General features: G+C 73.3%; 20 protein-coding genes. 13 read left to right on the forward strand and 7 right to left on the reverse strand.

Annotated features, from left to right (window positions below; translation table 11 throughout):
- Positions 1-11: 11 nt before the first annotated feature.
- The 4 genes from ABZ261_RS18885 to ABZ261_RS18900 all read right to left on the reverse strand — a co-directional run bounded on the left by ABZ261_RS18885 (position 12) and on the right by ABZ261_RS18900 (position 4495).
- The gene (locus ABZ261_RS18885) at positions 12-1157 is read right to left on the reverse strand and encodes a serine hydrolase domain-containing protein (RefSeq protein ID WP_356860498.1); all 1146 of its coding nucleotides are present in this window, start codon (positions 1155-1157) and stop codon (positions 12-14) included.
- Between the two features lie 485 nt (positions 1158-1642).
- Positions 1643-2329 (reverse strand): glycerophosphodiester phosphodiesterase, encoded by a 687-nt coding sequence (locus tag ABZ261_RS18890; protein WP_356860500.1) that lies wholly within the window; start codon positions 2327-2329, stop codon positions 1643-1645.
- A gap of 20 nt (positions 2330-2349) precedes the next feature.
- On the reverse strand, positions 2350-3483 hold the full coding sequence (locus ABZ261_RS18895; protein WP_356860534.1) for an adenosine deaminase: 1134 nt from the start codon (positions 3481-3483) through the stop codon (positions 2350-2352).
- A 448-nt stretch (positions 3484-3931) separates the two neighbouring features.
- Positions 3932-4495, reverse strand: coding sequence for an NADAR family protein (locus ABZ261_RS18900; protein ID WP_356860502.1), 564 nt, complete (start codon positions 4493-4495; stop codon positions 3932-3934).
- A gap of 208 nt (positions 4496-4703) precedes the next feature.
- Here ABZ261_RS18900 and ABZ261_RS18905 point away from each other — a divergent pair, with 208 nt between their 5' ends.
- The 6 genes from ABZ261_RS18905 to ABZ261_RS18930 are packed head-to-tail and all read left to right on the forward strand — an operon-like array spanning position 4704 to position 11912.
- On the forward strand, positions 4704-6239 hold the full coding sequence (locus ABZ261_RS18905; RefSeq protein ID WP_356860504.1) for a gamma-aminobutyraldehyde dehydrogenase: 1536 nt from the start codon (positions 4704-4706) through the stop codon (positions 6237-6239).
- Positions 6240-6289: 50 nt separating this feature from the next.
- On the forward strand, positions 6290-7537 hold the full coding sequence (locus tag ABZ261_RS18910) for a spermidine/putrescine ABC transporter substrate-binding protein (protein WP_356860506.1): 1248 nt from the start codon (positions 6290-6292) through the stop codon (positions 7535-7537).
- 5 nt (positions 7538-7542) lie between these two features.
- The gene (locus ABZ261_RS18915) at positions 7543-8712 is read left to right on the forward strand and encodes an ABC transporter ATP-binding protein (RefSeq protein ID WP_356860507.1); all 1170 of its coding nucleotides are present in this window, start codon (positions 7543-7545) and stop codon (positions 8710-8712) included.
- Positions 8712-9641 carry an ABC transporter permease gene (locus ABZ261_RS18920; RefSeq protein ID WP_356860508.1) on the forward strand — a complete coding sequence of 310 codons (930 nt, stop codon included), beginning with the start codon at positions 8712-8714 and terminating at the stop codon, positions 9639-9641. Before ABZ261_RS18915 ends, ABZ261_RS18920 begins: the two co-directional genes overlap by 1 nt.
- Positions 9641-10441, forward strand: a complete 801-nt coding sequence (locus tag ABZ261_RS18925; protein ID WP_356860510.1) for an ABC transporter permease — start codon at positions 9641-9643, stop codon at positions 10439-10441. Before ABZ261_RS18920 ends, ABZ261_RS18925 begins: the two co-directional genes overlap by 1 nt.
- Before the next feature lie 40 nt (positions 10442-10481).
- Positions 10482-11912, forward strand: a complete 1431-nt coding sequence (locus ABZ261_RS18930) for an FAD-dependent oxidoreductase (RefSeq protein WP_356860512.1) — start codon at positions 10482-10484, stop codon at positions 11910-11912.
- A 30-nt stretch (positions 11913-11942) separates the two neighbouring features.
- Here ABZ261_RS18930 and ABZ261_RS18935 read toward each other — a convergent pair whose 3' ends face one another.
- Both ABZ261_RS18935 and gabT read right to left on the reverse strand, forming a co-directional pair.
- Positions 11943-12671, reverse strand: a complete 729-nt coding sequence (locus tag ABZ261_RS18935; RefSeq protein WP_356860514.1) for a phosphatase PAP2 family protein — start codon at positions 12669-12671, stop codon at positions 11943-11945.
- A 407-nt stretch (positions 12672-13078) separates the two neighbouring features.
- Positions 13079-14413 (reverse strand): 4-aminobutyrate--2-oxoglutarate transaminase, encoded by a 1335-nt coding sequence (gene gabT, locus ABZ261_RS18940; protein ID WP_356860516.1) that lies wholly within the window; start codon positions 14411-14413, stop codon positions 13079-13081.
- A gap of 278 nt (positions 14414-14691) precedes the next feature.
- On the opposite strand from gabT, the gene ABZ261_RS18945 reads away from it, so the two are divergent.
- The 3 genes from ABZ261_RS18945 (at position 14692) to ABZ261_RS18955 (ending at position 20097) form a co-directional block, all read left to right on the forward strand.
- On the forward strand, positions 14692-16806 hold the full coding sequence (locus tag ABZ261_RS18945; RefSeq protein ID WP_356860518.1) for an ATP-binding protein: 2115 nt from the start codon (positions 14692-14694) through the stop codon (positions 16804-16806).
- Between the two features lie 104 nt (positions 16807-16910).
- The gene (locus ABZ261_RS18950) at positions 16911-18488 is read left to right on the forward strand and encodes a PucR family transcriptional regulator (protein WP_356860520.1); all 1578 of its coding nucleotides are present in this window, start codon (positions 16911-16913) and stop codon (positions 18486-18488) included.
- Between the two features lie 163 nt (positions 18489-18651).
- On the forward strand, positions 18652-20097 hold the full coding sequence (locus tag ABZ261_RS18955) for an aldehyde dehydrogenase family protein (RefSeq protein WP_356860522.1): 1446 nt from the start codon (positions 18652-18654) through the stop codon (positions 20095-20097).
- A gap of 91 nt (positions 20098-20188) precedes the next feature.
- Here the strand turns inward: ABZ261_RS18955 and ABZ261_RS18960 are convergent, their stop codons facing one another.
- On the reverse strand, positions 20189-21391 hold the full coding sequence (locus tag ABZ261_RS18960) for an epoxide hydrolase family protein (protein WP_356860524.1): 1203 nt from the start codon (positions 21389-21391) through the stop codon (positions 20189-20191).
- A 365-nt stretch (positions 21392-21756) separates the two neighbouring features.
- Here ABZ261_RS18960 and ABZ261_RS18965 point away from each other — a divergent pair, with 365 nt between their 5' ends.
- From ABZ261_RS18965 to ABZ261_RS18980, 4 genes are all read left to right on the forward strand, one after another.
- A complete protein-coding gene (locus tag ABZ261_RS18965; protein WP_356860526.1) occupies positions 21757-23691 on the forward strand; it encodes an acyl-CoA dehydrogenase family protein in 1935 nt (644 codons plus the stop codon).
- A gap of 173 nt (positions 23692-23864) precedes the next feature.
- Positions 23865-25136, forward strand: a complete 1272-nt coding sequence (gene dxr / locus ABZ261_RS18970; protein ID WP_356860528.1) for a 1-deoxy-D-xylulose-5-phosphate reductoisomerase — start codon at positions 23865-23867, stop codon at positions 25134-25136.
- Between the two features lie 8 nt (positions 25137-25144).
- Positions 25145-26434 (forward strand): site-2 protease family protein, encoded by a 1290-nt coding sequence (locus ABZ261_RS18975; protein WP_356860536.1) that lies wholly within the window; start codon positions 25145-25147, stop codon positions 26432-26434.
- Between the two features lie 172 nt (positions 26435-26606).
- A partial coding sequence (locus ABZ261_RS18980; RefSeq protein WP_356860538.1) for a flavodoxin-dependent (E)-4-hydroxy-3-methylbut-2-enyl-diphosphate synthase occupies positions 26607-26769 on the forward strand: 163 nt, incomplete at its 3' end.

Genomic DNA, 26769 nt, shown 5'->3' on the forward strand with positions numbered 1-26769 from the left:
GCCCGGACGGGTCAGCGGTCGAACGCCGGGAACCCGAAGCGCCGGACGACGGGGAGCCCGTCGCCCTTGGCGTCCGTGGAGTTCACCGAGTAGACGAGGGTGCGGGACAGGTCACGGGTCGCGGCGATCACCGTGGCGTAGCCGGGACGGGAGCCGCTCTTGCCCCAGATCACCCTGCCGTTCACCTCCGACCGCTCCAGTGCCGCGCCGTACCGGGCGCCGGGCACGTCGGGCAGGGTGAACATCTCCTGCAGCTGCGGCTCGGGCACCACCCGGCCGCTGAACACCCCCACCAGCAGCCGCTCCAGGTCGGCGGTCGTCGAGATCATGTCACCGGCCGCGAAACGGTCGGACATGTTCCAGTCCGTCACGTCGACCAGCTCGCCGTCCATCCAGGCGTAACCGCGGTTGTGCGGTCCGTGGATCCGCGGGTCGCCGCCGGCCGGGAAGGAGGTGTGCCGCATGCCGAGCGGCCGGAAGATGCGCACCGCGGCCTGGTGGGCGTAGGCGTCGCCGGTCACCTTCTCGATCAGCATGCCGAGCACCAGGTAGTGGATGTTGCCGTACGTCTGCCGCGTGCCCGGCGCGTACTCCGGGCCGCCGGCGACGGAGGCCGCCACCACCTGCCGGGGCGTCAGCGTCTCGAAGCGGTGCTCGTAGCCCTCCCCGCCCGTGTCTCCGAGGGACGCCCCCGGGCGCAGGCCGCTGGTGTAGGTGAGCAGCTGCCGCACGGTGACCGGCGCGAAGTCCTCGGTGAGCAGGCCCGGCAGATACCGCTGCACGGTGCCGTCGAGGTCGATCCGGCCCTCCGCGGCCAGTTGCAGCACGATCGACGCGGTGACCACCTTCGTCACCGACCCGGCGCGGAAGCGGGCGTCCGCCAGGGCCGGCGCCCCGGTCCTGAGGTCCCGTACACCGGCCGTCCCGCGCCAGGTTCCGTCGCCGCCGACGCGGAGCAGGGCGGCGGTGGCGTCGTGGTCGGGGAGCCCGGCGATCGCGGCGGCGAGGGCCTCGGCGTCCGGGCCCGCCGCGGCGGTGTGCGCCGTGCTCGCCCGCGGCCGGTCGGGTGCGGCGAGCGCGGGCCCGGCCAGCGGGCCGGCGGCCAGCGCGGCGACGAGACCGGTGGCCAGGAGGGCGGAGCGGGTGTTGCGGCGCATGCGGGACTCCTTGAGGGGATCGGGACGAGGTCCATGGCCATCCTCCGGTGCCGGGACGGACCGCGGATCCTCACCGAGGAGGGCCCCCGACCCTCACCCCACCCCGATCAACAGGGGCCCCGCGTGCGTCAGTTGCAGGGGATCACCCTTACGGGTCGCCGGGCGGTGCGGCCGGGTCCCGGCCCGGGCCGCCGCACCCGCGGCCCCGGCCCGGCGCTCGCGGCCGCGGCGGCGCCGTCGACTGGCCGGCCCGCTCGGCCCGGACTGCGCCCGGCTCACGGCCGGTGGACGGGCGGCGGCCGAGCGGACTTCCGGCGCCGCGCCCGGCGCCCGCGTGTCGGGGCGTGCGACCCGTGCCCCCGAGCGCGGGCGGCGGCTGACGCCGCCCGGCCGTGCCGGGCTGCCGGAGGCGACGGCCGTGCTGCGATCCGGCTGTGGCAGGGCGGGCGCTCGGGCGGTCGCGGCACCGCTGGAGGCCGCCGCGTCTAGCCCGCCGTGCGCAGGGCGTGGAGCACGTCGATCCGGTTCGTCGTGATCGAGTCGACGCCCAGGTCCAGCAGCCGCGCCATGGACCGGCGGGTGTCCGGCGTCCAGACCGACAGCAGGCAGCCGTCGCGGTGGACGCGGGCCGCCAGCTCCCGGCCGACCAGCGAGAAACGGTAGTTGAGCCAGCGCGGGCGTACCGCGGCCAGCAGCGCCGGCCGGGGCGGGGCCAGCGTCGTCCAGGTCAGGGCGATCTCGGCGGCGGGGTCGGCGGCCCGTACGGCGAGCATCGCCTCGGCCTGCGCGCAGTAGTGGACCCGCTCCCGGGCCCCGCTCTGCCGTACGACGTCCAGGACCGTGTCGGCCGTCCGGCGGTCCACCCGCCCGCACAGGTCGATCATGACCCGGCTGTCGCCGGTCACGGCCAGCGCCTCCGCCAGCGTCGGCACGCCGCCCGCCGTCAGCCCCCGCACCTCCTCCGCGGACAGCGAGCGCACCGGCCGGTCCACCCCCCACAGCCGCTGCAGCGTCTCGTCGTGCAGCAGCACGGGCACGCCGTCACGGGTGAGCCGCACATCGACCTCCACCGCGTCCGCGCCCCGGTCGAGCGCGGAACGCAGCGAGTCGATCGTGTTCTCCCGGAACCGGTAGGGGTCGCCGCGGTGGGCCACGGCGGTCACGTTCTGCATGGGCCCCATTGTGGGGGGTGTCAGGAGGCGAGCCAGGAGGCGGTGTAGGCGTCGATCTCCGCGGCGATCCGCGCCTTGCCGTCCGCGTCCAGGAAGGACGTCTCGACGGCGCTCTTCGCCAGGCCGGCCAGCCCGCGCTCGTCCAGGTCCAGGAGCCGGGCGGCCACCGCGTACTCGTTGTTCAGGTCGGTGCCGAACATCGGCGGGTCATCCGAGTTGATCGTCACCGGCACCCCGGCCCGTACGAACTCCCGGACCGGGTGCTCCTCCAGGGTGCGGACCGCGCGAGTGGCGATGTTGGAGGTCGGGCACACCTCCAGCGGAATGCGGTGCTCGGCGAGGTGGGCCAGCAGCGCGGGGTCCTGCGCGGAGCTGGTGCCGTGCCCGATCCGCTCGGCGCGCAGCTCGGTCAGCGCGTCCCACACCGTCTGCGGGCCGGTCGTCTCGCCGGCGTGCGGCACGGAGTGCAGTCCCGCGGCGACGGCCCGGTCGAAGTACGGCTTGAACTGCGGCCGGGGCACGCCGACCTCCGGTCCGCCGAGCCCGAACGACACCAGGCCCTCCGGGCGGAGCCGGTCGTCGGTGGCGAGCCGGGTCGTCTCCTCGGCCGCCTCCAGACCGGCCTCGCCGGGGATGTCGAAGCACCAGCGCAGGACGGTCCCGAACTCCGCCTCGGCCGCCTTGCGGGCGTCCTCGATCGCGTCCATGAAGGACTTGTCCTCGATGCCGCGCCGGGTGGAGGAGAACGGGGTGACGGTCAGCTCCGCGTACCGCACCTGCTGCCGGGCCAGGTCACGGGCCACCTCGTAGGTGAGCAGCCGGACGTCCTCCGGGGTGCGGACCAGGTCCACGACCGACAGGTACACCTCGATGAAGTGCGCGAAGTCGGTGAAGGTGAAGTAGTCGGCCAGGGCCTCCGGGTCGGCCGGGACCCGGGAGTCGGGGTGGCGGGCGGCCAGTTCGGCGACGATGCGGGGGGAGGCGGAGCCGACGTGGTGGACGTGGAGTTCGGCCTTGGGCAGCCCGGCGATGAAGGCGCGCAGGCCGCGGGCGGCGGTGCCGGCGGCGGGTACGGAGGTGTCGGTCAAGGGGTCCTCCCCGGGACGGGCGCCCGCGCGGCGACGTCCGTCGTGCGGGCGCGGTGATCGGCTGATCGGTGGAGCGGGATCATCGTAGGCCCCGGTCCGCGGGGCCCCGGCCTGCCCTTGGCATGACGGGAGGTCCGGCGGAGGGGTCGGAGGGGTTCTGCCGCGGTGTCCGACGAGGCGCCGGTGCGGGACGCCGTCCCGACGCCGGTTCCGTCCCTCCGCGCCTCCGGTGGACCCGTCCGCCCCACCGCCCTTCCCCGCCGTACCGCCCGAGCGGCGCAGCCGGTGCCCCCGCCGCCCTCGCCCCCGTCGGTCCCGGACAGGCGCCGTACGGCCACCGGGGGCCCGCGCCGGCGGACGGCGGCGCGTACCCCGCGGGCGGCGGTGCCGCCCGGCCCGGCCTGCAGACGATGCCGGCCAGGACACGCCCCCCGCCCCACAACTCAGAGCGCACGGCTCACGGCTCCCGGCTCCGACGACGGCCGGGGCCGGGCAGGCCCGGCCGCGTCCCGCGTCAGGCCCCGGCGCCCGCGAGCCGCTCCCGCGCCTCCATCAACGCGAAGCCCAGCAGGTTCAGCCCCCGCCACCGGCCGGGGTCCGAGGCCGCCTCGTCGTCCGCCGCCAGGCCGATGCCCCACACCCGGTCGACGGGGCTGGCCTCCACGAGCACCCGGTCGCCGGTGCCGAGCAGGAACATCCGCAGGTCCTCATGGGCGGCGAACTTGTGCAGACTGCCCTCGACCACGATCCGGAAGCGCTCCCGCTCCCAGGTCTCCTCGTCGAAGCCGCGGACCAGCCCGCCCGCCTTCTTCGCCTCGGCGGGGTGCTCCGCGGCCAGCGCCCGCCGCTCCGCCTCCGCGTCCCCGAACAGCCGGGCCTTGCCCGCCATCATCCAGTGCTCGGCCGTCGCGTACTCCACCCCGTCCACCGAGAACGGCGAGGGCCACCACTGGCTCAGGCAGCTCGCGCCGATCCGGCCGTCCGGTCGCGGCCGGTGCCCCCAGAAGTGCAGGTAATCGATCCGGGACCCCGCCCGGACCTCCCTGATCAGGGCTTCCACCCCGTCGATCTTCCCCATGCACGCGAGTCTGGCACGCACCACGGACACTCCGTCCGTCCTTTTCCGCTCCCACTCGACACCTGGTCGACAGATTCCGTTGCGTAACCAAAAGGAAACAACGGAATCACTTGTTGGAGTCCGGGCCCTCTGTCAGGATCGGCAGTCACATCGAGCTGGAGCTACGCCACCCGCGCACCGCGCCGGGCGCACGGCGGAGGAGAGCGACATGCACCACCCGGGCACCGCCACCCCGGAACGATTCCCCGCACAGGACCGCCTCGCCGCCGGCGCGCAGTTCATCGCCGGCCGGCTCGCCGAGGGCACCTCGGGACGTACCCACACCGTGGTCGACCCCGCGAACGGCGAGGGGGTGTACACGTACCGGCTGGCCGGCGCCGACGACGTCGACGCGGCCGTCGCCGCCGCGCGCGACGCCTTCCCGGGCTGGGCCGCCGCCACGCCGGGCGAACGCTCGGACGCCCTGCACCGGCTCGCCGCCGTGCTCGCCGACCGCGCCGAGGAGTTCGCCCTCGCCGAGTCCCTCCAGTGCGGCAAGCCGCTGGCGCTCAGCCGCGGGTTCGACGTGCCGGGAACGATCGACAACACCGCCTTCTTCGCCGGCGCCGCCCGGCATCTGCAGGGGCAGTCGGCCGGCGAGTACTCCGGCGGCCACACGTCGTACGTCCGGCGCGAGCCCATCGGCGTCGTCGGCTCCGTCGCGCCCTGGAACTACCCCCTCCAGATGGCCGCCTGGAAGATCCTCCCGGCCGTCGCCGCGGGCAACGCCGTCGTGCTGAAGCCCGCCGAGCCGACCCCGCTGACCTCGCTGCTGTTCGCCCGGGCCGCTGCGGACGCGGGCATACCGGACGGCGTGATCAACATCGTCACCGGGACCGGCGAGGAGGCGGGGGAGCACCTGGTCGGCCACCCGGACGTGGCCATGATCTCCTTCACCGGCTCCACCGCCGTCGGCAGGCGCGTCGCCGGCATCGCCGCCGCCGGCGTCAAGCGGCTCCACCTCGAGCTGGGCGGCAAGGCCCCCTTCGTCGTGTTCGACGACGCCGACCTGGAGGCGGCCGTCCACGGCGCGGTCGCCGGCGCGCTCGTCAACACCGGGCAGGACTGCACGGCCGCCACGCGCGCGTATGTGCAGCGCCCGCTGTACGGGGCGTTCGTGGAGCGGACGGCGGCGCTGATGGAGACCGTGCGGCTCGGAGACCCCTTCGCGCCCGGAACGGACCTCGGGCCGCTGATCTCGCACGTCCAGCGCGACCGGGTCGCCGGCTTCGTGGACCGGGCGCGTGCCTACGCGCGTGTGGTGACCGGCGGCGAGGCGCCCCGAGGAGAGCTCGCGAAGGGCGCCTACTACCGGCCCACGCTGATCACCGGCGCCCCGCAGGACAGCGAGATCGTGCAGTCCGAGATCTTCGGCCCCGTGCTGGTGGTGCTGCCGTTCGACGACGATGATGAGGGCATCCGGCTGGCCGACGACACCCCGTACGGCCTCGCCGCCTCCGCGTGGACCCGCGACGTCTACCGCGCCAACCGCGCCACCCGCGAGCTCCGCGCGGGCTGCGTGTGGATCAACGACCACATCCCGATCATCAGCGAGATGCCGCACGGCGGCTACAAGGCCTCCGGCTCCGGCAAGGACATGTCGGCGTACTCGTTCGAGGAGTACACCCAGGTCAAGCACGTAATGTTCGACAATACCGCGGTGGTCCGGAAGGACTGGCACCGCACGATCTTCGGGGACCGCTAGACGACCGGGCCAGTGACCCGGGCCGATCTTTCCGAAAGGGCACCACGCGCATGGAGCAGTACGAGCCGGACCGCCTGACCCCACCCCGAGCGGCCGCGGTGCGGCGCAGCCTCCGCACCGGCAGGGCCGCCCTGACCCGCCGGTCGCTGCTGCGGGCCTCCGCGGGCGGCGCCCTCGCGGCCGGCGGCCTCGGGGCGCTGAGCGCCTGCGGCATCCCCGCGGCGGGCAGAACCCGGGGCGGCGCCACGGAGCAGGACCACTCGGCGCGGGAGAAGGTGGTGAACTTCTCCAACTGGACCGAGTACATCGACGTCGACGACAAGGGCAAGCGCCACCCGACGCTCGACGTCTTCCGGAGGCGGACCGGGATCACGGTCAGGTACAGCGAGGACATCAACGACAACAACGAGTTCTTCGGCAAGATCAAACCGCAGCTCGCCGCGGGCCAGGACACCGGCCGCGACCTCATCGTCCTCACCGACTGGCTGGCCGCCCGGCTCATCCGCCTCGGCTGGGTGCAGAAGCTGGACCCCTCGCACCTCCCGCACGCCTACACCAACCTCTCCCCCCAGTTCCGCAACCCGGACTGGGACCCGGGGCGGGCGTACTCCTACCCCTGGCAGGGCATCTCCACCGTCATCGCCTACAACAAGAAGGCGCTCGACGGCGTCGAGGTCACCTCGGTCTCCGACCTGCTCGACAACCCCAGACTCAAGGGACGCGTCGGCTTCCTGTCGGAGATGCGCGACTCCATCGGCATGACCATGCTCGACATGGGCAAGGACCCCGGGAAGTTCACCGACGACGACTTCGACGCGGCCGTCGCCCGCCTGCAGAAGGCCGTCGACAAGGGTCAGATCCGCCGCTTCACCGGCAACGACTACACGTCCGACCTCACCAAGGGCGACTTCGCGGCCTGTATCGCCTGGGCCGGTGACGTGGTCCAGCTCAAGGCGGACAGCCCGGACGTCGACTTCGTCGTCCCGGACAGCGGCTACATGACGTCGACCGACAACCTGTGCGTCCCCAGCCGGGCACGCCACAAGACGAACGCCGAACGGCTCATCGACTTCTACTACGAACCCGAGCAGGCCGCCGCGCTCGCCGCCTACATCAACTACGTGACACCGGTCGACGGTGTGAAGCCGTACCTCGCCGAGATCGACGAGGACGCGGCGCGCAACCCGCTGATCGTCCCCGACAAGGCCATGCAGGCGAAGTCCCATGCCTTCCGCTCGCTGAGCCAGCAGGAGGAGACGGCCTACGAAGGCAAGTTCGCGAAGCTCACAGGGGCGTGACGACGATGAAGACGACACCCGGCAACCGTGGAGACGTCCGCCTCACCGGCATCTCCAAGACCTACGGCTCCTTCACGGCCGTGCACCCGCTCGACCTGACCGTCCCCGAGGGCTCCTTCTTCGCGCTGCTCGGCGCCTCCGGCTGCGGCAAGACCACCACCCTGCGCATGATCGCCGGCCTGGAGGAGCCCACGACGGGCACCGTCCGCCTCGGCGACCAGGACGTCACCCGCCTCCCGCCCTACCGGCGGCCGGTCAACACGGTCTTCCAGTCCTACGCCCTCTTCCCGCACCTCGACATCTTCGAGAACGTCGCCTTCGGCCTGCGCCGGCGCGGCATCAAGAGCGTGAAGAAGCAGGTCGAGGACATGCTGGAGCTGGTCCAGCTCGGCGAGCAGGCGCGCAAGAAGCCGCACCAGCTCTCCGGCGGCCAGCAGCAGCGCGTCGCCGTGGCCCGCGCCCTGATCAACCACCCGAAGGTGCTCCTCCTCGACGAGCCGCTCGGCGCCCTCGACCTCAAGCTGCGCCGCCAGATGCAGCTGGAGCTCAAGCGCATCCAGACCGAGGTCGGCATCACCTTCGTCCACGTCACGCACGACCAGGAGGAGGCCATGACCATGGCCGACACCGTCGCCGTGATGAACGCAGGACGCGTCGAGCAGCTCGGCTCGCCCGCCGACCTGTACGAGAACCCGCACAGCACCTTCGTCGCGAACTTCCTCGGCACCTCCAACCTGATCGAGGCCGAGGTCGACTCGGTGAGCGGCGGCGACATCGTGCTGAGGGCGGGCGGCGGCAAGCTGGTGCTGCCCCGCGCCCGGTGCTCGGCCCCGACGACGGCCGGCGGCAGGGTGCTGGTCGGCGTCCGCCCGGAGAAGATCTCCCTCACGCACGCGGACGACGCCGGCTCCGTCCCCGAGGGCCGCAACCGCCTCACCGGCCGCATCGCCGACGCGAGCTTCATCGGGGTCTCCACGCAGTACCTCGTCGACAGCCCGGTCTGCGACGAGCTGTCGGTGTACGTCCAGAACGTCGAGCGCGACGGCCGGCTCGTCCCCGGCGCCGAGGTCGTCCTGCACTGGAGCCCGGCGCACACCTTCGGCCTGGACGCGGCCCAGTCCCCGCTCGCCGGGACGGTGGACCCCGCCGGCGCCGAGGAAGGGGCACCCGCCTGATGTCCACGCTCCACGAGGCGCCCCCGCCGCTGGCCCCCGCCGCACCCGCGGGGAAACCCCCGCGCCCGCGCGGCCGGCTCACCCCGTACTGGCTGCTGCTGCCCGGCATGCTGTGGCTGATCGTCTTCTTCGCGCTGCCGATGCTGTACCAGGCGTCCACCTCCGTGCAGACGGGCTCCCTGGAGGAGGGCTACCGGGTCACCTGGCACATCGCGACGTACTGGGAGGCGCTGCAGGAGTACTGGCCGCAGTTCCTGCGGTCCGTGTTCTACGCCGCCGCCGCGACCGTCCTGTGCCTGCTGCTCGGCTACCCGCTGGCCTACCTGATCGCCTTTCGCGCGGGCCGCTGGAAGAACCTGGTCATGGTCCTGGTGATCGCGCCGTTCTTCACCAGCTTCCTGATCCGCACCCTCGCCTGGAAGACGATCCTCGCCGACGGCGGCCCGGTCGTGCACACCCTGGACGCGCTGCACGTCCTGGACGTCACCGCCTGGCTCGGCTGGACGGCCGGCGACCGGGTCCTCGCCACCCCGCTCGCGGTGGTGTGCGGACTGACGTACAACTTCCTGCCGTTCATGATCCTCCCGCTGTACACCTCGCTGGAGCGGATCGACGGACGGCTGCACGAGGCGGCCGGCGACCTGTACGCCAGGCCGTGGACCACCTTCCGCCGGGTGACGTTCCCGCTGTCGATGCCGGGCGTGGTCTCCGGCACCCTGCTGACGTTCATCCCGGCGGCCGGCGACTACGTCAACGCCGAACTTCTCGGCTCCACCGACACCCGCATGATCGGCAACGTCATCCAGACGCAGTTCCTGCGCATCCTCGACTACCCGACCGCCGCGGCCCTCTCCTTCATCCTCATGGCCGCGATCCTGGCCATGGTCACGCTCTACATCCGCCGGTCCGGGACGGAGGACCTGGTCTGATGCCCCTCCTCACCTGGCTCAGGCGCCGTCTCGTCGTCATCGCGGGACTGCTGACGCTCGCCTATCTGCTGCTGCCGAACATCGTCGTCACGGTGTTCTCCTTCAACGCGCCGAAGGGACGCTTCAACTACGAGTGGCAGCGGTTCTCCACCGACGCCTGGAAGGACCCGTGCGGCGTCGCCGGCCTGTGCGGCTCGCTCTCCCTCAGCCTCCAGATCGCGGTGTGGGCGACCGCCGGCGCCACCCTCCTCGGCACGATGATCGCCTTCGCGCTGGTCCGCTACCGCTTCCGCGCGCGCGGCGCGGTCAACTCGCTGATCTTCCTGCCGATGGCGATGCCCGAGGTCGTCATGGCCGCCTCGCTGCTCACGCTGTTCCTCAACCTGGGCGCGCGGCTCGGCTTCTGGACGATCCTCATCGCGCACATCATGTTCTGCCTGAGCTTCGTCGTCACCGCCGTCAAGGCCCGCGTGATGTCCATGGACCCGCGCCTGGAGGAGGCCGCCCGGGACCTGTACGCCGGTCCCGCGCAGACCTTCCTGCGCGTCACCCTGCCCATCGCGGCCCCCGGCATCGCCGCCGGCGCGCTTCTCTCCTTCGCGCTCTCCTTCGACGACTTCATCATCACCAACTTCAACGCCGGTTCGACCGTCACCTTCCCCATGTTCGTGTGGGGGTCGGCGCAGCGCGGAACGCCCGTGCAGATCAACGTGATCGGCACGGCGATGTTCCTGGTCGCCGTGGTGTTCGTGCTGGTCTCCATGGTCATCGGCAACCGCCGCAGCAAGCACAAGGCCTAGGCCGCCTCTTTCGGCACGTCCTCTGTAGGGAGTTGAAATCATGGCCCCGAGCGCCATGAGCCGTGGCACGAACGACTGGATCGCCTCTCTCTCCGAAGCCCGGCCGGTCCCGTACTGGCTGGAAGACCCCGGCAAGCCCCGCCCCGAGCCCGCCCTCACCGGCACCGAGACCTGCGACCTGCTGGTCGTCGGCGGCGGCTACAGCGGGCTGTGGACCGCGCTGAACGCCAAGGAGCGCGACCCGCAGCGCGACGTGGTGCTGCTGGAAGGCCGCGAGGTGGGCTGGGCCGCCTCCGGCCGCAACGGAGGCTTCTGCGCCGCCTCCCTCACCCACGGCCTGCCCAACGGCCTGGCCCGCTGGCCCGGTGAGATCCACAAGCTCCAGGAGCTGGGCCGGCGCAACCTCGACGGGATCGAGGCCGCGGTCGCCCGACACGGCATCGACTGCGACTTCGAACGCACCGGCGAGATCGACGTGGCCACCGAGACCTACCAGGCCTGGGAGCTGCGCGACTGGCACCGCGAGCTGCAGCGCAAGGGCCTCGCCGACGGCATCGAGTTCCTGGACGCCGACGCTGTACGCGAGCAGGTCGACTCGCCCACCTTCGAGGCCGGCCTGTGGGACCGCCGCGGCGTGGCCATGCTGCACCCGGCCAAGCTGGCGTGGGGGCTGAAGCGGGCCTGCCTGAAGCTCGGGGTGCGCGTGTACGAGCACACGCCCGCCCTGGCCCTGCGGCAGTACGGCGCCGGGACGGCCGTCCGCACCCCGTACGGCGCGGTCCGCGCCCGCAAGGTCGCCCTCGGCACGAACGTCTTCCCCAGCCTGCTGCGGCGCGTGCGGTCGTACACCGTCCCGGTCTACGACTACGCGCTGATGACCGAGCCGCTCGGCGACGACCGGCTGGCGGAGATCGGCTGGAAGAACCGGCAGGGGCTGGCGGACAGCGCCAACCGGTTCCACTACTTCCGGCTGTCCGCCGACAACCGGATCCTGTGGGGCGGCTACGACGCGATCTACCCCTACGGCGGCCGGGTCCGCGCCGAGTACGACGACCGGCCCGAGACGTACGCCAAGCTCGCGGGCCACTTCTTCACCTGCTTCCCGCAGCTCGAGGGCGTCCGCTTCACCCACGCCTGGGGCGGCGCGATCGACACCTGCTCCCGCTTCTCGGCGTTCTTCGGCACGGCGCACCGGGGCCGGGTCGCGTACGCGGCGGGCTACACCGGCCTCGGCGTCGGCGCGTCCCGCTTCGGCGCCGACGTGATGCTGGACCTGCTGGACGGCGAACGCACCGAGCGGACCGAGCTGGAGATGGTGCGCAGGAAGCCGCTCCCGTTCCCGCCGGAGCCCTTCGCCTGGACCGGGATCGCCCTCACCAAGTGGTCCCTGGCCCGCGCGGACTCCCACGGGGGCCGGCGCAACCTGTGGCTGCGGGCGATGGACCGGCTGGGGCTGGGCTTCGACAGCTGACCCGGAACCGGTCCGCCCGGACGGACCGGCTCACTCGAACGGGTCGGCCGCACCGGCGTGACGCCCCGCGCGGTCCGCGGACGCGGTCTCCGCACCGGGACCGCCGGGCGGCACGGGAGGTCCGGGACGCCGTCGGCGCCTGCTCCGGGACACCACCGGTGCGAGGGCGGCCAGCAGCACCGCCCCCAGGCACCAGGCGGCCACGACGTCCAGCGGCCAGTGGTAGCCGCGGCGCACCAGGCCGTACGACACCCCGAGCACCAGGGCGGCGCAGCCGGCCACCAGCAGCCGGCGGGCGGCGGGCGAACGGAACCGGGGCAGGAGCAGCACGGTCGCCGAGCCGTAGGCGATCATCGCGGTCGCCGTGTGACCGGAGGGGAAGTAGCCGACCGCCGGGGGCACCGCGGGCGTCCCCGGCCGGGCGGTCCAGATCTTCAGCGGCACCACGATCGCCGGGACCAGCGCCATCAGGCCGGCCGCGGCCAGCGGCCCCGGCCACCACCGGCCCGCGCCGGCGGCACGTCCCCGCCAGGCCGCGTACGCGAGGACCGCGGCCGGCACGGGCAGCGCCACCCGCACGTCGCCGAGGTCGGAGAGGAGTTCGGAGAAGCGGTCCGGACGGACGAGGGCCCGGCTCAGGCGGGCGTCCAGCCGCAGCAGCGGACCTTGGACGGCGACCTGCCAGGTGATCAGGGCGAACAGCACGGCCGAGAGGGCCGGGACACCGAGGAGCAGGACGCGGCGGGCTGAGGTCGACACGGCGCCCAGCTTGGCAGATCGCAGAGGGAGGAGGAGGTCGGCCGCCCCGGAACAAGGGGGGTGGTTCCGGGGCGGCCGTCCGGACCGGAACGTCGCGCGCCCCGGGGGGTTTGGGGCGGCGACCGTCCGATCGGTGAGGAGATCCCGGCGTCAGGCGCCGGTGGTGTGCGCGAGGGCACGACCGGGTCGAAGCTGGGGAGGCCCCGGCCCGAATCCGCCCACAGTCCCCCGTGGGCGGGGTGTATCTCTCATCTGGGAAGAACCTACGGCAGACCGCGGCGCTCGGGCAGACGGAACCGGGTACCGTCATCCACCTCGCACACCTTCTTCACACGGCCTGCCGCAGGCGCCCTTCACCGGTGCGGACCACTCGCTCGGCTGTGCGGGGTCCGGCGCCGGTCGCGCGGTCAGACGCCGGCGAAGGCCTGCTCGATGATGTCGAGGCCCTCGTTGAGCAGGTCCTCGCCGATGACCAGCGGGGGCAGGAAGCGGAGCACGTTGCCGTAGGTGCCGCAGGTCAGGACCAGCAGGCCCTCGGCGTGGCAGGCCTTGGCCAGAGCGGCGGTGGCCTCCGGGTTCGGCTCCTTGGTGGCGCGGTCCTTCACCAGCTCGACGGCGATCATCGCGCCGCGGCCGCGGACGTCGCCGATGATGTCGAACTTCTCGGCCATGGCGGTGAGGCGACCCTTCATGATCTCCTCGATGCGCTTGGCCTTCCCGTTGAGGTCCAGCTCCTTCATCGTCTCGATGGCGCCGAGCGCACCGGCGCAGGCGACGGGGTTGCCGCCGTAGGTGCCGCCCAGGCCGCCGGCGTGCGCCGCGTCCATGATCTCCGCGCGGCCGGTCACCGCGGCCAGCGGCAGACCGCCGGCGATGCCCTTGGCGGTGGTGATCAGGTCCGGGACGATGCCCTCGTCCTCGCACGCGAACCACTGGCCCGTGCGGCAGAAACCGGACTGGATCTCGTCGGCGACGAAGACGATGCCGTTGTCGGCGGCGAACCGGCGGATCGCCGGCAGGAAGCCCTTGGCCGGCTCGATGAAGCCGCCCTCGCCGAGGACCGGCTCGATGATGATCGCGGCGACGTTCTCCGGGCCGACCTGCTTGGTGATCTGGTCGATGGCCTGCGCGGCGGCCTCCGGGCCGGCGTTCTCCGGACCGGTCGGCCAGCGGTAGGCGTAGGCGACCGGCACCCGGTACACCTCGGGCGCGAACGGACCGAAGCCGTGCTTGTACGGCATGTTCTTGGCGGTGAGCGCCATGGTCAGGTTGGTCCGGCCGTGGTAGCCGTGGTCGAACACGACCACGGCCTGCCGCTTGGTGTACGCACGCGCGATCTTGACGGCGTTCTCCACGGCCTCGGCGCCGGAGTTGAACAGCGCGGACTTCTTCGCGTGGTCACCCGGGGTCAGCTCGGCCAGCGCCTCGGCGACCTCCACGTACCCCTCGTACGGGGTGACCATGAAACAGGTGTGGGTGAAGTCGGCGAGCTGGGCGCTCGCGCGCCGCACGACGGCCTCGGCGGACGCGCCGACGCTCGTCACGGCGATGCCCGACCCGAAGTCGATCAGCCGGTTGCCGTCGACGTCCTCGATGATGCCGCCGCCGGCGCGCGTGGTGAAGACCGGCAGCACGGAGCCCACGCCCTGCGCGACCGCGGCGGTACGGCGGGCCTGCAGCTCCTGCGACTTCGGGCCGGGAATGGCGGTGACGACGCGGCGCTCCTGCGGAAGTGCGGTCATGGGGGCTCCCTGATGATCTTGCGTACCGGGGCGGTCCCGGGCGGTGCCGGGCGGTGCGATTTCGGACGCATGCCTTCTTTTCTCGCAGGCTAAGACCGGTTCCGGACGGTGGGCATGCTCCATGTGGGCGTTGTCGGCGGGGCCGGTTGTCCGCGGTGGACATAGCCCGCGCGGGCGGTAGGGCTCCTCCCGGCCGCGTAAACGGTGAACTCCCCCTGCCGGGGCGTTAGATTGACTCGCTGATGGCGGACGGAACGGCTGGTCAGGGGGCAGGACGGATGGACAGCGACGGCACCCGGGACACACGCGGCACACAAGCCACCCCCGTACCCCACCCGACGGCACCGCCCCACCCCCCCGCCATCCCCCCGATGCCACCGTCGCCGCCCAGGCCGGACGGCTCGGCGTTCCTGAGCTGGCTGCGGACCCCCCGCCCGGAGGCGGCGCCCGGCGTGTGGCGGTTCGGGCACCGGCCCCGGCCCGAACAGGAGCCGGAGCTCGTCCCGGCCCGGCAGCTGCTCGGCGGCGCGCTGATCGCGTTCCTCGTGGGCTGGCTCGTGTGGTCCCTGCTGTGGAACGGCTACCTCGGCAGCTGGTGGGTGCTGCCGCTGGAGCTGTTCACCCCCGACTCCTGGCGCCAGGGCAACGACCGCGTCGGCAACGCGATCGTCTGGTACTCGTACTACACCGTCATCGCCCTCGCCATCCTGCTGGCCGTCGGCCGCATCGGCCGCTGGGGCGAGGTCTGGCGCCGTTACGGCCCGCCCGCCTGGCGGCCCGCCGCCCCGGCGGCCGAGCACCCGCCCACCCCCGACCAGGACCCCGCCGCATGGCCGCAGCTGCGGCGGGCCGGGGCCCAGGACGCCGCCGAGCGGCTCGCCGCCGAGGCGCGGGCCGGGCTCATGCGGGACGTGGACCACGCCCGGATCACCCGGGCCTGGCAGGGCGTGCGGTCCGGCCGGCACAGCCTCGCCGCCTTCACCGGGGCCGTGCTCGAGGACGGCGCCGCCGCCTGCCCGCACCCCTCCGGCCAACGCGACCTGCCCGCCCGGCACGCCCGGCACGACCTGCTCACCGGCCAGGTCCGCCTCGGCACCACCGCGGACGACCCGCGCAACCCCTACCACTACCGCGGGGCGGGCCTCGCCCTCGGCCCCGAGCTGATCGGCACCTCGCTGCTCGCCGTCGGCCCGGCCGGATCCGGCAAGACCGGCGCCGTGGTGCGCCCCCTCGCCGAGTCCCTGTGCCTGCACGCCCTGGCCGGCCAGGCGTCGGTCGTGGTGGTCGGCGCGGCGGGGGCCGGGCTCGGCCCGGCCGAGGCCTACGACGTCGTCGTACGCGTCGGGCACCCCGACTCCGCGTACGACCTCGACCTCTACGGCGGCACCACGGACCCCGACGAGGCCGCCGCCATACTCGCCGAGGCCCTCGTCGGCGACCTCGCCGACCCGCACCCGGGCAGCGACCACCGCCGATCCACCACCGTCCTCGCCCAGCTGCTCGGCCCCTTCCGCGCCGTCCACGACCGCTTCCCCTCCGTACCGGAACTGCGGCAGCTCCTCGACGGCGCCCCCGGCCCGCTGACGGCGCTGCGCAAGGGCCTGACCGACGCGGGACACGCCTCCCTGCTGCGCGAGCTCGACGCGCGGGAGCGGCAAATGGCCCATCCGGGCGACGCGGGCACGGTCCTCGCCGACCGGATCGCCCTGCTCGACCGGCCCGCCTTCGCCGCCTTCTTCGACACCTCCGGACGGAGCCGGCCGTTCTCGCTCCGGGCCCTCGACCACCCCGTCCGGGTCCGCATCGACCTCCCCCAGCGGGGCCACGCCGACGCCTCGCGGATCCTGGCCCGGCTGGTGCTCGCCCAGTTCACGGCCGCGGTGACGGCACGGGAGGACCGCTCGCTGTTCTCCTGCCTGCTGCTCGACGACGCCACCGGGGTCGTCACCCCGGAGGCCGTACGCGGCATCCAGCGGCTGCGCAGCGCCAACGCCGGCACGGTGCTCACCCTGCGCACCCTGGACGACGTGCCCCGGCCGCTGCGCGGCCCGCTGCTCGGCGCCACCGGCTGCCGGATGGCGCTGTCCGGGCTCACCCCCTGGGACGGACAGGACTTCGCCGAGGTGTGGGGCAAGGAGTGGACCGAGACCCGGGACGTCACCGACCGGCAGATCATCGCCGAGACCCCGGCCGGCAAGGCCGTGCACATGCTGCGCCGGGTCATCACCGGCCAGGCACCCACGGCCCGGGCCGTCACCGTGCGGCAGGTGGAGCGGGAGCGGTGGTCCGCGTCCGAGCTGGCCCACGGGGTGCCGCCGGGGCACGCCGTGCTGTCGCTGACCACCGTGCGAGGGGAGCACGCGCCGCCGCTCCTGGTGGACCTGCGGGGGTAGGGCCGGGCGGAGGGCGGCGGCGCATCGTACGGTGAGGCAGAATCGGCGCAGGACGTTCATACACGGCGGCCAAAAGATCACCCGTCCCTCACCCTGAAGGCCCCATGCCCCCGACTCTCGCCTCGCTCGTCCACCACTCCGCGCTCAAGCTGACCGTCCGCGCGGGTGAGGACCGGCTCGACGTGCCCGTCCGCTGGGCGCACGTCAGCGAGCTGGCCGACCCCGTCCCCTACATGGAGGGCGGCGAGCTGCTGCTGATCACCGCGCTGAAGCTGGACGCGGAGAACCCGGAGGCGATGCGGCGGTACGTGCGGCGACTGGCCGGCGCGGGCGTGGTGGGGCTCGGTTTCGCCGTCGGGGTCAACTACGAGGAGATCCCCCAGGCCCTCGTCGACGCCTGCGCGCAGCAGGGGCTGCCCCTGCTGGAGGTGCCCCGCCGCACCCCGTTCCTCGCCATCAGCAAGGCGGTGTCCGCGGCGATCGCCGCCGACCAGTACCGCGCGGTGACGGCCGGGTTCGCCGCCCAGCGGGAGCTGACGAGGCAGGCGCTCACCTCCGGACCGGAGGGGGTGCTCGGGGCGCTCGCCGCGCAGGTCGACGGCTGGGCCGCGCTGTACGACGCCTCGGGCGCCGTCGTCGCCGCCGCCCCCGAGTGGGCGGGCCGCCGCGCCGCCCGCCTCACCGCCGAGGTCGAGCGGTTGCGCGAGCGGGCCGCCCCGGCGTCCTCCGTGGTCGGCGGCCCCGAGCACGACGACCGGGTGGAGCTGCACTCCCTGGGCACGGGCCGGCGCGCCCGGGCGGCGCTCGCGGTGGGCACGGCCGCCGCGCTCGGCACGGCTGGACGGTACGCCGTGCACTCCGCCATCGCGCTGCTCACCCTCACCACCGAACGCTCTCGTTCCCTGCACGCGGCCGAGCAGCGGGTCGGCGCGGCGGTGCTGCGCATGCTGCTCGCCGGCGAGCCCGACCACGCGCGGGCCGTCGCCGGGGACCTGTACGGCGGGCTGCTGGACGCGCCGTTCCGGGTGATCGTCGCCGAGTCCGCGTCCGGGGCGGCGGGCGAGCCGCTGGGCGGACTCGCGGAGGCCGTGGAGTCGGCCGCGGCGCGCTCCGGGGAGTCCGTGCTGGTCGTGCCGGAGGGGGAGCGGCTGGTGGTGCTGGCCGCGGACGGGGGTGCGGCGGTGGCCGCGTGCGCCGCCTGCGCGGCGGCGCGGGAGGCCGCCCGGGCCGCGTCGGAGCAGGGGCGCGCGGAGGAGGACGACCTGGTCGTCGGCCTGTCGGCGCCGTCCGGGCCGATCGCGGCGGCCACCGCGTACAAGCAGGCGGAGCAGGCGCTGTCGGTGGCCCGGCGGCGGGGGCGGGTGTTCGTGGAGCACGAGCGGCTGGCCGCCGGGTCGGTGCTGCCGCTGCTGGCCGACGACGCGGTGAAGGCGTTCGCCGACGGGCTGCTGCGGGCGCTGCGCGAGCACGACGCGACGGGCCGGGGTGACCTGGTCGCCTCGCTGCGGGCCTGGCTGTCGCGGCACGGGCAGTGGGACGCGGCCGCGGCGGACCTGGGAGTGCACCGCCACACCCTGCGGTACCGGATGCGCCGGGTGGAGGAGATCCTGGGGCGGAGCCTGGACGATCCGGACGTCCGCATGGAGCTGTGGCTGGCGCTGAAGGCGACCTCGGGGCAGTAGCGGGGGCCGCCGAGCGCCCCGGACGCACCACCGAGTAGTCCAAACAGTAGTGCCCGGGCCCTCCACTGCTACGACTCGGACAAACGACCCTTCGCGGCGCCCGCCCTACCGTGGACCACGCAAACCACGCACACCCCCAACGCGGAAGGGCCGGGACTCGTACATGACTTCCACCCATGCCTTCTGGCTCGCCGGCCGCCAGGTCACCGGCGAGGACACCTTCGACGTCACCTCCCCGTGGGACGGCCGCCTCGTCGGCAAGGTCGGCGTGCCGACCGACGCCCAGATCGAGGAGGCCGTGGCCGCCGCGTACGCCGTGCGGGACGAGTTCGCCGCCACCCCGGCGCACGTGCGGGCCGCCGCCCTCGACCACGTCAGCAAGCGGCTGGCCGAGCGCACCGAGGAGATCGCCCGGCTGATCTCCGCCGAGAACGGCAAGCCCGTCAAGTGGGCCCGCGGCGAGGTCGGCCGCGCGGTGTCCGTGTTCCGGTTCGCCGCCGAGGAGGCCCGCCGCTTCAACGGCGGCGAGGCCCAGCGGCTCGACACCGACGCCGGCGGCCAGGGCCGGCTGGCGCTGACCCGCCGCTTCCCGAAGGGCGTCGTGCTCGGCATCGCGCCGTTCAACTTCCCGCTGAACCTGTGCGCCCACAAAGTGGCCCCGGCGATCGCCGCCGGTGCGCCGATCATCCTCAAGCCGGCCCCCGCCACCCCGCTGTCCGGCCTGATCCTCGGCGAGCTGCTCGCCGAGACCGAGCTGCCCGCCGGTTCCTGGTCGATCCTGCCGGTCCCCAACGACCGCATGCCCGCCCTCGTCCAGGACGAGCGCCTGCCGGTCATCTCCTTCACCGGCTCCGAGAAGGTCGGCTACGCGATCATGGACTCGGTGCCGCGCAAGCACTGCACCCTGGAGCTGGGCGGCAACGGGGCCGCGGTCGTCCTCGGCGACTACTCCTCCGACGCCGACCTGGACTGGGCCGCGAACCGCATCGCGACCTTCTCCAACTACCAGGGCGGCCAGTCCTGCATCTCCGTCCAGCGGGTGATCGCCGACGCGTCCGTGTACGACCGGCTGCTGCCGCGCATCGTCGCCGCCGTCGAGGCCCAGGTCACCGGTGACCCGTCGGACGACAAGACCGATGTCGGCCCGCTGGTCAGCGAGGACGCCGCCCGGCGCGTCGAGTCCTGGGTGGACGAGGCCGTCGCGGCCGGGGCGAAGCTGCTCACCGGCGGCGAGCGCGACGGCGCCTCCTACGCGCCGACCGTCCTCACCGACGTGCCGGCCGACGTCACGATCGCCTGCGAGGAGGTCTTCGGTCCCGTCCTCACCGTGCAGAAGGTGGACGGCGAGGCCGAGGCGTTCGCCGCGGTCAACGACTCCAAGTACGGTCTCCAGGCGGGCGTGTTCACCCACGACCTGCAGGTCGCCTTCCGTGCCCACCGCGCCCTCGAGGTCGGCGGCGTGGTGATCGGCGACGTGCCGTCCTACCGCGCCGACCAGATGCCGTACGGCGGCGCCAAGCAGTCCGGCGTGGGCCGCGAGGGCGTGCGGTTCGCGATGGAGGACTACACCTACGAGCGCGTGCTGGTCCTCACCGGTCTCGCGCTCTGACCTGCCACGGACAGGTCGGCGACAGGACGGCCGCAGCCCGCTGTGCGGGGGCTGCGGCCGTCCTTCGTGCCGTGCGGGGGTGCCGGCCCCGTCAGGAGCGGGCCGCGTCGCGCAGGCCGCGGAAGAAGGCCCGGACATCGCCGACGAGCAGGTCGGGCTGTTCCATCGCGGCGAAGTGGCCGCCTCGGTCGAACTCCGTCCAGCGGACGATGTTGTTCGTGCGTTCGGCGATGTGACGCAGGACGATGAAGTTCTCCCGCGGGAAGGAGGCGAACGCGGTGGGGGCCGAGGAGGGCTCGGGCGGCTTCCCCCACGAGGAGGCGTGGGCGCGCTCGTAGTAGATGCGCGCGGAGGAGCCGGCGGTGCCGGTCAGCCAGTACAGCATCACGTTGGTCAGCAGGTGGTCGCGGTCGACGGCGTCCTCCGGCCGGTCGGTGGAGTCGGTCCACTCCTTGAACTTCTCGGCGATCCACGCCAGCTGGCCGACCGGGGAGTCGGTGAGCGCGTAGGCGAGGGTCTGCGGACGCGTGGACTGGATGTCGGCGTAGCCCTGCCTGTCGCGGCTCCACGCCTGCATCCGCTGCCAGGAGGCCAGGGTGCGTTCCCGTTCCGCCGGGCTGAGGGCGGCCAGTTCCGCTTCGGTCGGCTCGGCCGTCGCCCCGGCGCCGGGGATCAGGTTCAGGTGGACGCCGATGACCCGGTCGGGGTGGATGCGGCCCATCTCGCGGGAGATCGCCGCGCCCCAGTCGCCGCCCTGGGTCCCGTAGCGGTCGTAGCCCAGGCGGCGCATCAGCTCGGCGAACGCCGCCGCGACCCGGTGGTACTCCCAGCCCCTGTCGCGGGTCGGGCCGGAGAGACCGAAGCCGGGGATGCTCGGCAGGACCAGGTGGAAGGCGTCCGCAGGGTCGGCGCCGTGCGCCCGGGGGTCGGTGAGCGGGCCGGCGATCCGCTCGAACTCGACGATGGACCCGGGCCATCCGTGCGTGATGATCAGAGGCGTGGCGTCCGGTTCCGGGGAGCGGATGTGCGCGAAGTGGACGTCCGCGCCGTCGATCGTGGTGATGAACTGCGGCCACCGGTTCAGGCGGCTCTCCGCCGCCCTCCAGTCGTACGCGTGCCGCCAGTGGTGCGCCAGCTCCCGCAGGTAGTCCCGCGGGACGCCGTAGTCCCAGCCGACGTCCGGCAGCTCGTCCGGCCAGCGGGTGCGGTCGAGGCGGTCACGCAGGTCGTCCAGGTCGCTCTCCGGGATCGACAGGCGGAACGGCCGGATGCTCTCGTTCGGCGATGTGGTCATACCGGCGCAGCCTAGGTGTCCGGCTCCACCGAAGGTCGGCCCTTTTCCGCGGCGTCGGCGCCCTCCCACCCGCGACAGCCGCGGACCCGCAGCCGCGCCGCGCGCGGCCACCCGTTCGGCGCAAGCCGCTCAGCGGCGTCCGCACGGCTGCCCTGGCCCCGGGTGCGGCGCCGCGCCCGGCCGGGGATCCCGGCGTCCCGGCGCCCCCTCCCGCTGCGCCGGCATCCGCTCGGCGGGCCCGCTTCCGGCCGGCCGGACGCGCCAGGGGTGGTGGGGGCGGCCCGTTTCGGGTACCAACGATCCCGTAGCACCGGTCGGCAACGAACAGTCCGCCAACATCCCTCTTCGCGGCGAGGTGAGCCTCCATGTCCGCCACCACCCCACGCACCACCGTCACCGAACGCGAGGCCCGGCAGGTGGCGGAGGCCGCCCGGGAACAGGACTGGCGCAAGCCCAGCTTCGCCAAGGAACTGTTCCTCGGGCGCTTCCGGCTCGACCTCATCCACCCCCACCCGCTCCCCGACGACGACTCCGTCCGGCGCGGCGAGGAGTTCCTGGCGAAGCTGCGCGCCTTCTGCGAGACCACGATCGACCCCGCCCGCATCGAGCGCGAGGCCCGCATCCCCGACGAGGTGGTGGCGGGCCTGAAGGAACTCGGCGCCCTCGGTATGAAGATCGACCCCGAGTACGGCGGCCTCGGCCTGTCCCAGCTGTACTACAACAAGGCCCTCGCCCTGGTCGGCTCCGTCAGCCCGGCCGTCGGGGCGCTGCTCTCCGCCCATCAGTCGATCGGCGTGCCGCAGCCGCTGAAGATCTTCGGCACCAAGGAGCAGAAGGACGCCTTCCTGCCCCGCTGCGCCCGCACCGACATCTCCGCCTTCCTGCTCACTGAGCCGGACGTGGGCTCGGACCCGGCGCGGCTGGCCACCACGGCGGTGCCCGACGGCGACGACTACGTCCTCGACGGGGTGAAGCTGTGGACCACCAACGGGGTGGTCGCCGACCTGCTCGTGGTCATGGCGCGGGTGCCGAGGTCCGAGGGGCACAAGGGCGGCATCACCGCGTTCGTCGTGGAGGCCACGTCCGAGGGCGTCACCGTGGAGAACCGCAACGCCTTCATGGGGCTGCGCGGCATCGAGAACGGCGTCACCCGCTTCCACCGGGTGCGGGTCCCGGCCGCCAACCGCATCGGCCCGGAGGGCGCCGGGCTGAAGATCGCCCTCACCACCCTCAACACCGGGCGGCTGTCCCTGCCCGCCATGTGCGCGGGCGCCGGCAAGTGGTGTCTGAAGATCGCCCGCGAGTGGGCGGCCGAACGCGAGCAGTGGGGCAAGCCGGTCGCGCTGCACGAGGCCGTCGGCTCGAAGATCAGCTTCATCGCGGCGACGACGTTCGCGCTGGAGGCCGTCCTCGACCTGTCCTCCCAGATGGCCGACGAGGACCGCAACGACATCCGCATCGAGGCCGCGCTCGCCAAGCTGTACGGCTCGGAGATGGCCTGGCGGATGGCCGACGACCTGGTCCAGATCCGCGGCGGCCGGGGCTACGAGACGGCCGAGTCGCTGCGCGCGCGGGGCGAGCGGGGCGTCCCGGCCGAGCAGATCCTGCGCGACCTGCGCATCAACCGCATCTTCGAGGGCTCGACGGAGATCATGCACCTCCTGATCGCCCGCGAGGCCGTCGACGCCCACCTGTCGGTCGCCGGTGACCTCATTGACCCCGACAAGCCGCTCTCCGCGAAGGCCCGAGCGGGCGCGAACGCCGGCGTCTTCTACGCCAAGTGGCTGCCGAAGCTGGTCGCGGGACCCGGCCAGCTCCCCACCTCCTACGGCGAGTTCCGGCACGGCATCGACCTCTCCGGCCACCTGCGCTACGTCGAGCGCACGGCCCGCAGACTCGCTCGGTCCACCTTCTACGCCATGTCCCGCTGGCAGGGCCGGATGGAGACCAAGCAGGGCTTCCTCGGCCGGATCGTGGACATCGGCGCCGAACTGTTCGCCATGAGCGCGGCCTGCGTCCGCGCCGAGCGCCTGCGCACCCGCGGGGAGCACGGCCGCGAGGCGTACCAGCTCGCCGACGCCTTCTGCCGTCAGGCCCGCATCCGGGTGGAGGAGCTCTTCGGCCGGCTGTGGACCAACACCGACGACCTCGACCGCAAGGTGGTCCGGCACGTCCTCGCGGGGTCCTACGCGTGGCTGGAGGAGGGCATCATCGACCCCTCCGCCGACGGCCCGTGGATCGCCGACGCGGCCCCCGGCCCCGCCACCCGCGAGAACGCCCGCCGCCCCTACGGCGGTTAGCGGTACGCCCCCCGGTCGGGCTGCCCTGCGGAGCCGAGGCGGGAGCGGGAGCCGGCCCGGACGTCGCCCGCCCCGGCCGGCGCGGCCCGGTCCAGGGCCCGCCCCGGGCGCGCCGGCGCACGCCCGGGGGACACCGTGTCCGGGTGGTCACCGCGTGCGGCCACAATGGGGGGATGACCGACAGTCCCGCCCATCCGGCGCCCCTCGCCGATCCGCACCTCGTCTACGACCCCGTCGCCGGGGACGGCCCCAAGGACGTGGTGATCCTCGGCTCCACCGGATCCATCGGCACCCAGGCCATCGACCTCGTGCTGCGCAACCCCGACCGCTTCCGGGTCACCGCCCTCTCCGCCAACGGCGGCCGGGTCGCCCTCCTCGCGGAGCAGGCGCACCGGCTGCGGGTGCGGACCGTGGCGGTCGCCCGCGAGGACGTGGTGCCCGCGCTGCGCGAGGCACTCGCCGCCGAGTTCGGCGCCGGGGAGCCGCTGCCCGAGATCCTCGCCGGACCCGACGCGGCCACCCAGGTCGCCGCCTCCGCCTGCCACACCGTGCTGAACGGCATCACCGGATCCATCGGCCTCGCCCCCACCCTCGCCGCCCTGGAAGCAGGCCGGACCCTCGCGCTCGCCAACAAGGAGTCGCTGATCGTCGGCGGCCCGCTGGTCAAGGCGCTCGCGAAGCCGGGCCAGATCATCCCGGTCGACTCCGAGCACGCCGCTCTCTTCCAGGCCCTCGCCGCCGGCACCCGCGCCGACGTCCGCAAGCTCGTGGTCACGGCCTCCGGCGGACCCTTCCGCGGCCGGTCCAAGGCCGACCTGGCGCACGTCACCGTCGAGGACGCCCTCGCCCACCCCACCTGGGCGATGGGCCCGGTCATCACGGTCAACTCCGCGACCCTCGTCAACAAGGGCCTGGAGGTCATCGAGGCGCACCTGCTGTACGACATTCCCTTCGACCGCATTGAGGTGGTCGTGCACCCGCAGTCGTATGTCCACTCGATGATCGAGTTCACCGACGGATCCACGATCGCCCAGGCGACGCCCCCCGACATGCGCGGGCCCATCGCCATCGGTCTGGGCTGGCCGGAACGCGTCCCCGACGCCGCCCCCGCCTTCGACTGGAGCAAGGCGTCCACCTGGGAGTTCTTCCCGCTGGACGACGAGGCCTTCCCGTCGGTGAACCTCGCCCGGCACGTGGGGCGGCTCGCGGGCACGGCCCCGGCGGTGTTCAATGCCGCCAACGAGGAGTGCGTCGCTGCCTTCCTGGGCGGCGCACTGCCCTTCAACGGCATCATGGACACCGTCACCCGGGTCGTCGAGGAGCACGGCACCCCGGTCACGGGAACCTCACTCACCGTGTCGGACGTCCTCGAAGCGGAGACCTGGGCACGGGCCCGGGCCCGTGAACTCACAGCCACGACGGCGACCGCGGAGGCGCGTGCATGACGACCTTGATGTTCATCCTCGGCATAGTGGTCTTCGCGGTCGGCCTGCTCGTCTCGATCGCGTGGCACGAGCTGGGGCACCTGTCCACGGCCAAGCTCTTCGGCATCCGCGTCCCGCAGTACATGGTCGGCTTCGGGCCGACGGTGTGGTCGCGGAAGAAGGGCGAGACCGAGTACGGCATCAAGGCCATCCCGCTCGGCGGCTACATCCGCATGATCGGCATGTTCCCGCCCGACGGCTCCGGACGGGTCTCCGCCCGCTCCACCTCGCCGTGGCGCGGCATGATCGAGGACGCCCGGTCGGCCGCCTTCGAGGAACTGCAGCCGGGTGACGAGACGCGCATGTTCTACACGCGCAAGCCGTGGAAGCGGGTCGTCGTCATGTTCGCGGGCCCCTTCATGAACCTGATCCTCGCGGTCGGACTGTTCCTCACCGTGCTCATGGGCTTCGGCATCCAGCAGCAGACCACCACCGTCGCCTCCGTCTCCCCCTGCGTCATCGCGCAGAGCGAGCACCGCGACAGCTGCAAGAAGTCCGACCCGGCCTCCCCGGCGGCGCGGGCCGGCATGAAGGCGGGCGACCGGATCGTCTCCTTCGACGGCGTGCCGACCAAGGACTGGGACACCCTCTCCGACCTCATCCGGGACAGCGCCGGAAAGGACGTCGCGATCGTCGTCGACCGCGCGGGCCGGCAGCTGACCCTGCACGCCACGATCACGGAGAACCGGGTCGCCAAGAAGGACGCCGCCGGCAACTACGTCGACGGCTACGTCAAGGCCGGCTTCCTCGGCTTCAGCTCCGCCACCGGCGTCGTCAAGCAGGACTTCGGCGAGTCCCTGACCTGGATGGGCGACCGGGTCGGCGACGCCGTCGACTCCCTCGTCGCCCTCCCCGGCAAGATCCCGGCCCTGTGGGACGCGGCCTTCGGCGACGGCCCGCGCGAGCCGGACTCGCCGATGGGCATCGTCGGCGCGGCCCGGGTCACCGGCGAGATCGCCACCCTGGACATCCCGGCCTCCCAGCAGCTGGCGATGTTCGTGTTCGTGCTCGCCGGGTTCAACCTCTCGCTGTTCCTGTTCAACATGCTGCCGCTGCTCCCGCTCGACGGCGGGCACATCGCGGGCGCGCTGTGGGAGTCGCTGCGCCGGAACGTGGCCCGGGTGCTGCGCCGGCCCGACCCCGGTCCGTTCGACGTCGCCAAGCTGATGCCGGTGGCGTACGTGGTGGCGGGGATCTTCGTCTGCTTCACCCTTCTGGTGCTGATCGCCGACGTGGTCAACCCGGTGAAGATCTCCTAGCTCCGTCCGGCGTTCCAGGCGGCCCGGAACCCCCGCGGTTCCGGGCCGCCCGTCCGTCGGCGGGTTCCCGGGTGGGATGTGCCGAGGCACCGGCCGGTGCCGTAATCTCGGTGCCTGGGACCCGCCGTTCACGGGGCCGGGCCTTGATCCACGACTTGGGGTTGCACAGCAGATGACTGCGATTTCTCTCGGCATGCCGTCCGTTCCGACCAAGCTCGCCGAGCGTCGGAAGAGCCGGCAGATCCAGGTCGGCAGCGTGGCGGTCGGCGGGGACGCGCCCGTCTCGGTGCAGTCGATGACGACGACCCGCACCTCCGACGTGGGCGCCACCTTGC

The organism is Streptomyces sp. NPDC006193, assembly GCF_040613915.1.
GTDB lineage: Bacteria > Actinomycetota > Actinomycetes > Streptomycetales > Streptomycetaceae > Streptomyces.

Excerpts from the sequence above, each read along its gene's own strand:
- ABZ261_RS18925 (WP_356860510.1), top strand. The coding sequence starts at position 9,641 with ATGCCCCTCCTCACCTGGCTCAGGCGCCGTCTCGTCGTCATCGCGGGA.
- ABZ261_RS18930 (WP_356860512.1), top strand. The coding sequence starts at position 10,482 with ATGGCCCCGAGCGCCATGAGCCGTGGCACGAACGACTGGATCGCCTCT.
- ABZ261_RS18955 (WP_356860522.1), top strand. The coding sequence starts at position 18,652 with ATGACTTCCACCCATGCCTTCTGGCTCGCCGGCCGCCAGGTCACCGGC.
- ABZ261_RS18960 (WP_356860524.1), bottom strand. The coding sequence starts at position 21,391 with ATGACCACATCGCCGAACGAGAGCATCCGGCCGTTCCGCCTGTCGATC.
- gabT (WP_356860516.1), bottom strand. The coding sequence starts at position 14,413 with ATGACCGCACTTCCGCAGGAGCGCCGCGTCGTCACCGCCATTCCCGGC.
- ABZ261_RS18975 (WP_356860536.1), top strand. The coding sequence starts at position 25,145 with ATGTTCATCCTCGGCATAGTGGTCTTCGCGGTCGGCCTGCTCGTCTCG.
- ABZ261_RS18950 (WP_356860520.1), top strand. The coding sequence starts at position 16,911 with ATGCCCCCGACTCTCGCCTCGCTCGTCCACCACTCCGCGCTCAAGCTG.
- ABZ261_RS18920 (WP_356860508.1), top strand. The coding sequence starts at position 8,712 with ATGTCCACGCTCCACGAGGCGCCCCCGCCGCTGGCCCCCGCCGCACCC.
- ABZ261_RS18945 (WP_356860518.1), top strand. The coding sequence starts at position 14,692 with ATGGACAGCGACGGCACCCGGGACACACGCGGCACACAAGCCACCCCC.
- ABZ261_RS18890 (WP_356860500.1), bottom strand. The coding sequence starts at position 2,329 with ATGCAGAACGTGACCGCCGTGGCCCACCGCGGCGACCCCTACCGGTTC.
- ABZ261_RS18910 (WP_356860506.1), top strand. The coding sequence starts at position 6,290 with ATGGAGCAGTACGAGCCGGACCGCCTGACCCCACCCCGAGCGGCCGCG.
- dxr (WP_356860528.1), top strand. The coding sequence starts at position 23,865 with ATGACCGACAGTCCCGCCCATCCGGCGCCCCTCGCCGATCCGCACCTC.
- ABZ261_RS18915 (WP_356860507.1), top strand. The coding sequence starts at position 7,543 with ATGAAGACGACACCCGGCAACCGTGGAGACGTCCGCCTCACCGGCATC.
- ABZ261_RS18900 (WP_356860502.1), bottom strand. The coding sequence starts at position 4,495 with ATGGGGAAGATCGACGGGGTGGAAGCCCTGATCAGGGAGGTCCGGGCG.
- ABZ261_RS18885 (WP_356860498.1), bottom strand. The coding sequence starts at position 1,157 with ATGCGCCGCAACACCCGCTCCGCCCTCCTGGCCACCGGTCTCGTCGCC.
- ABZ261_RS18965 (WP_356860526.1), top strand. The coding sequence starts at position 21,757 with ATGTCCGCCACCACCCCACGCACCACCGTCACCGAACGCGAGGCCCGG.
- ABZ261_RS18905 (WP_356860504.1), top strand. The coding sequence starts at position 4,704 with ATGCACCACCCGGGCACCGCCACCCCGGAACGATTCCCCGCACAGGAC.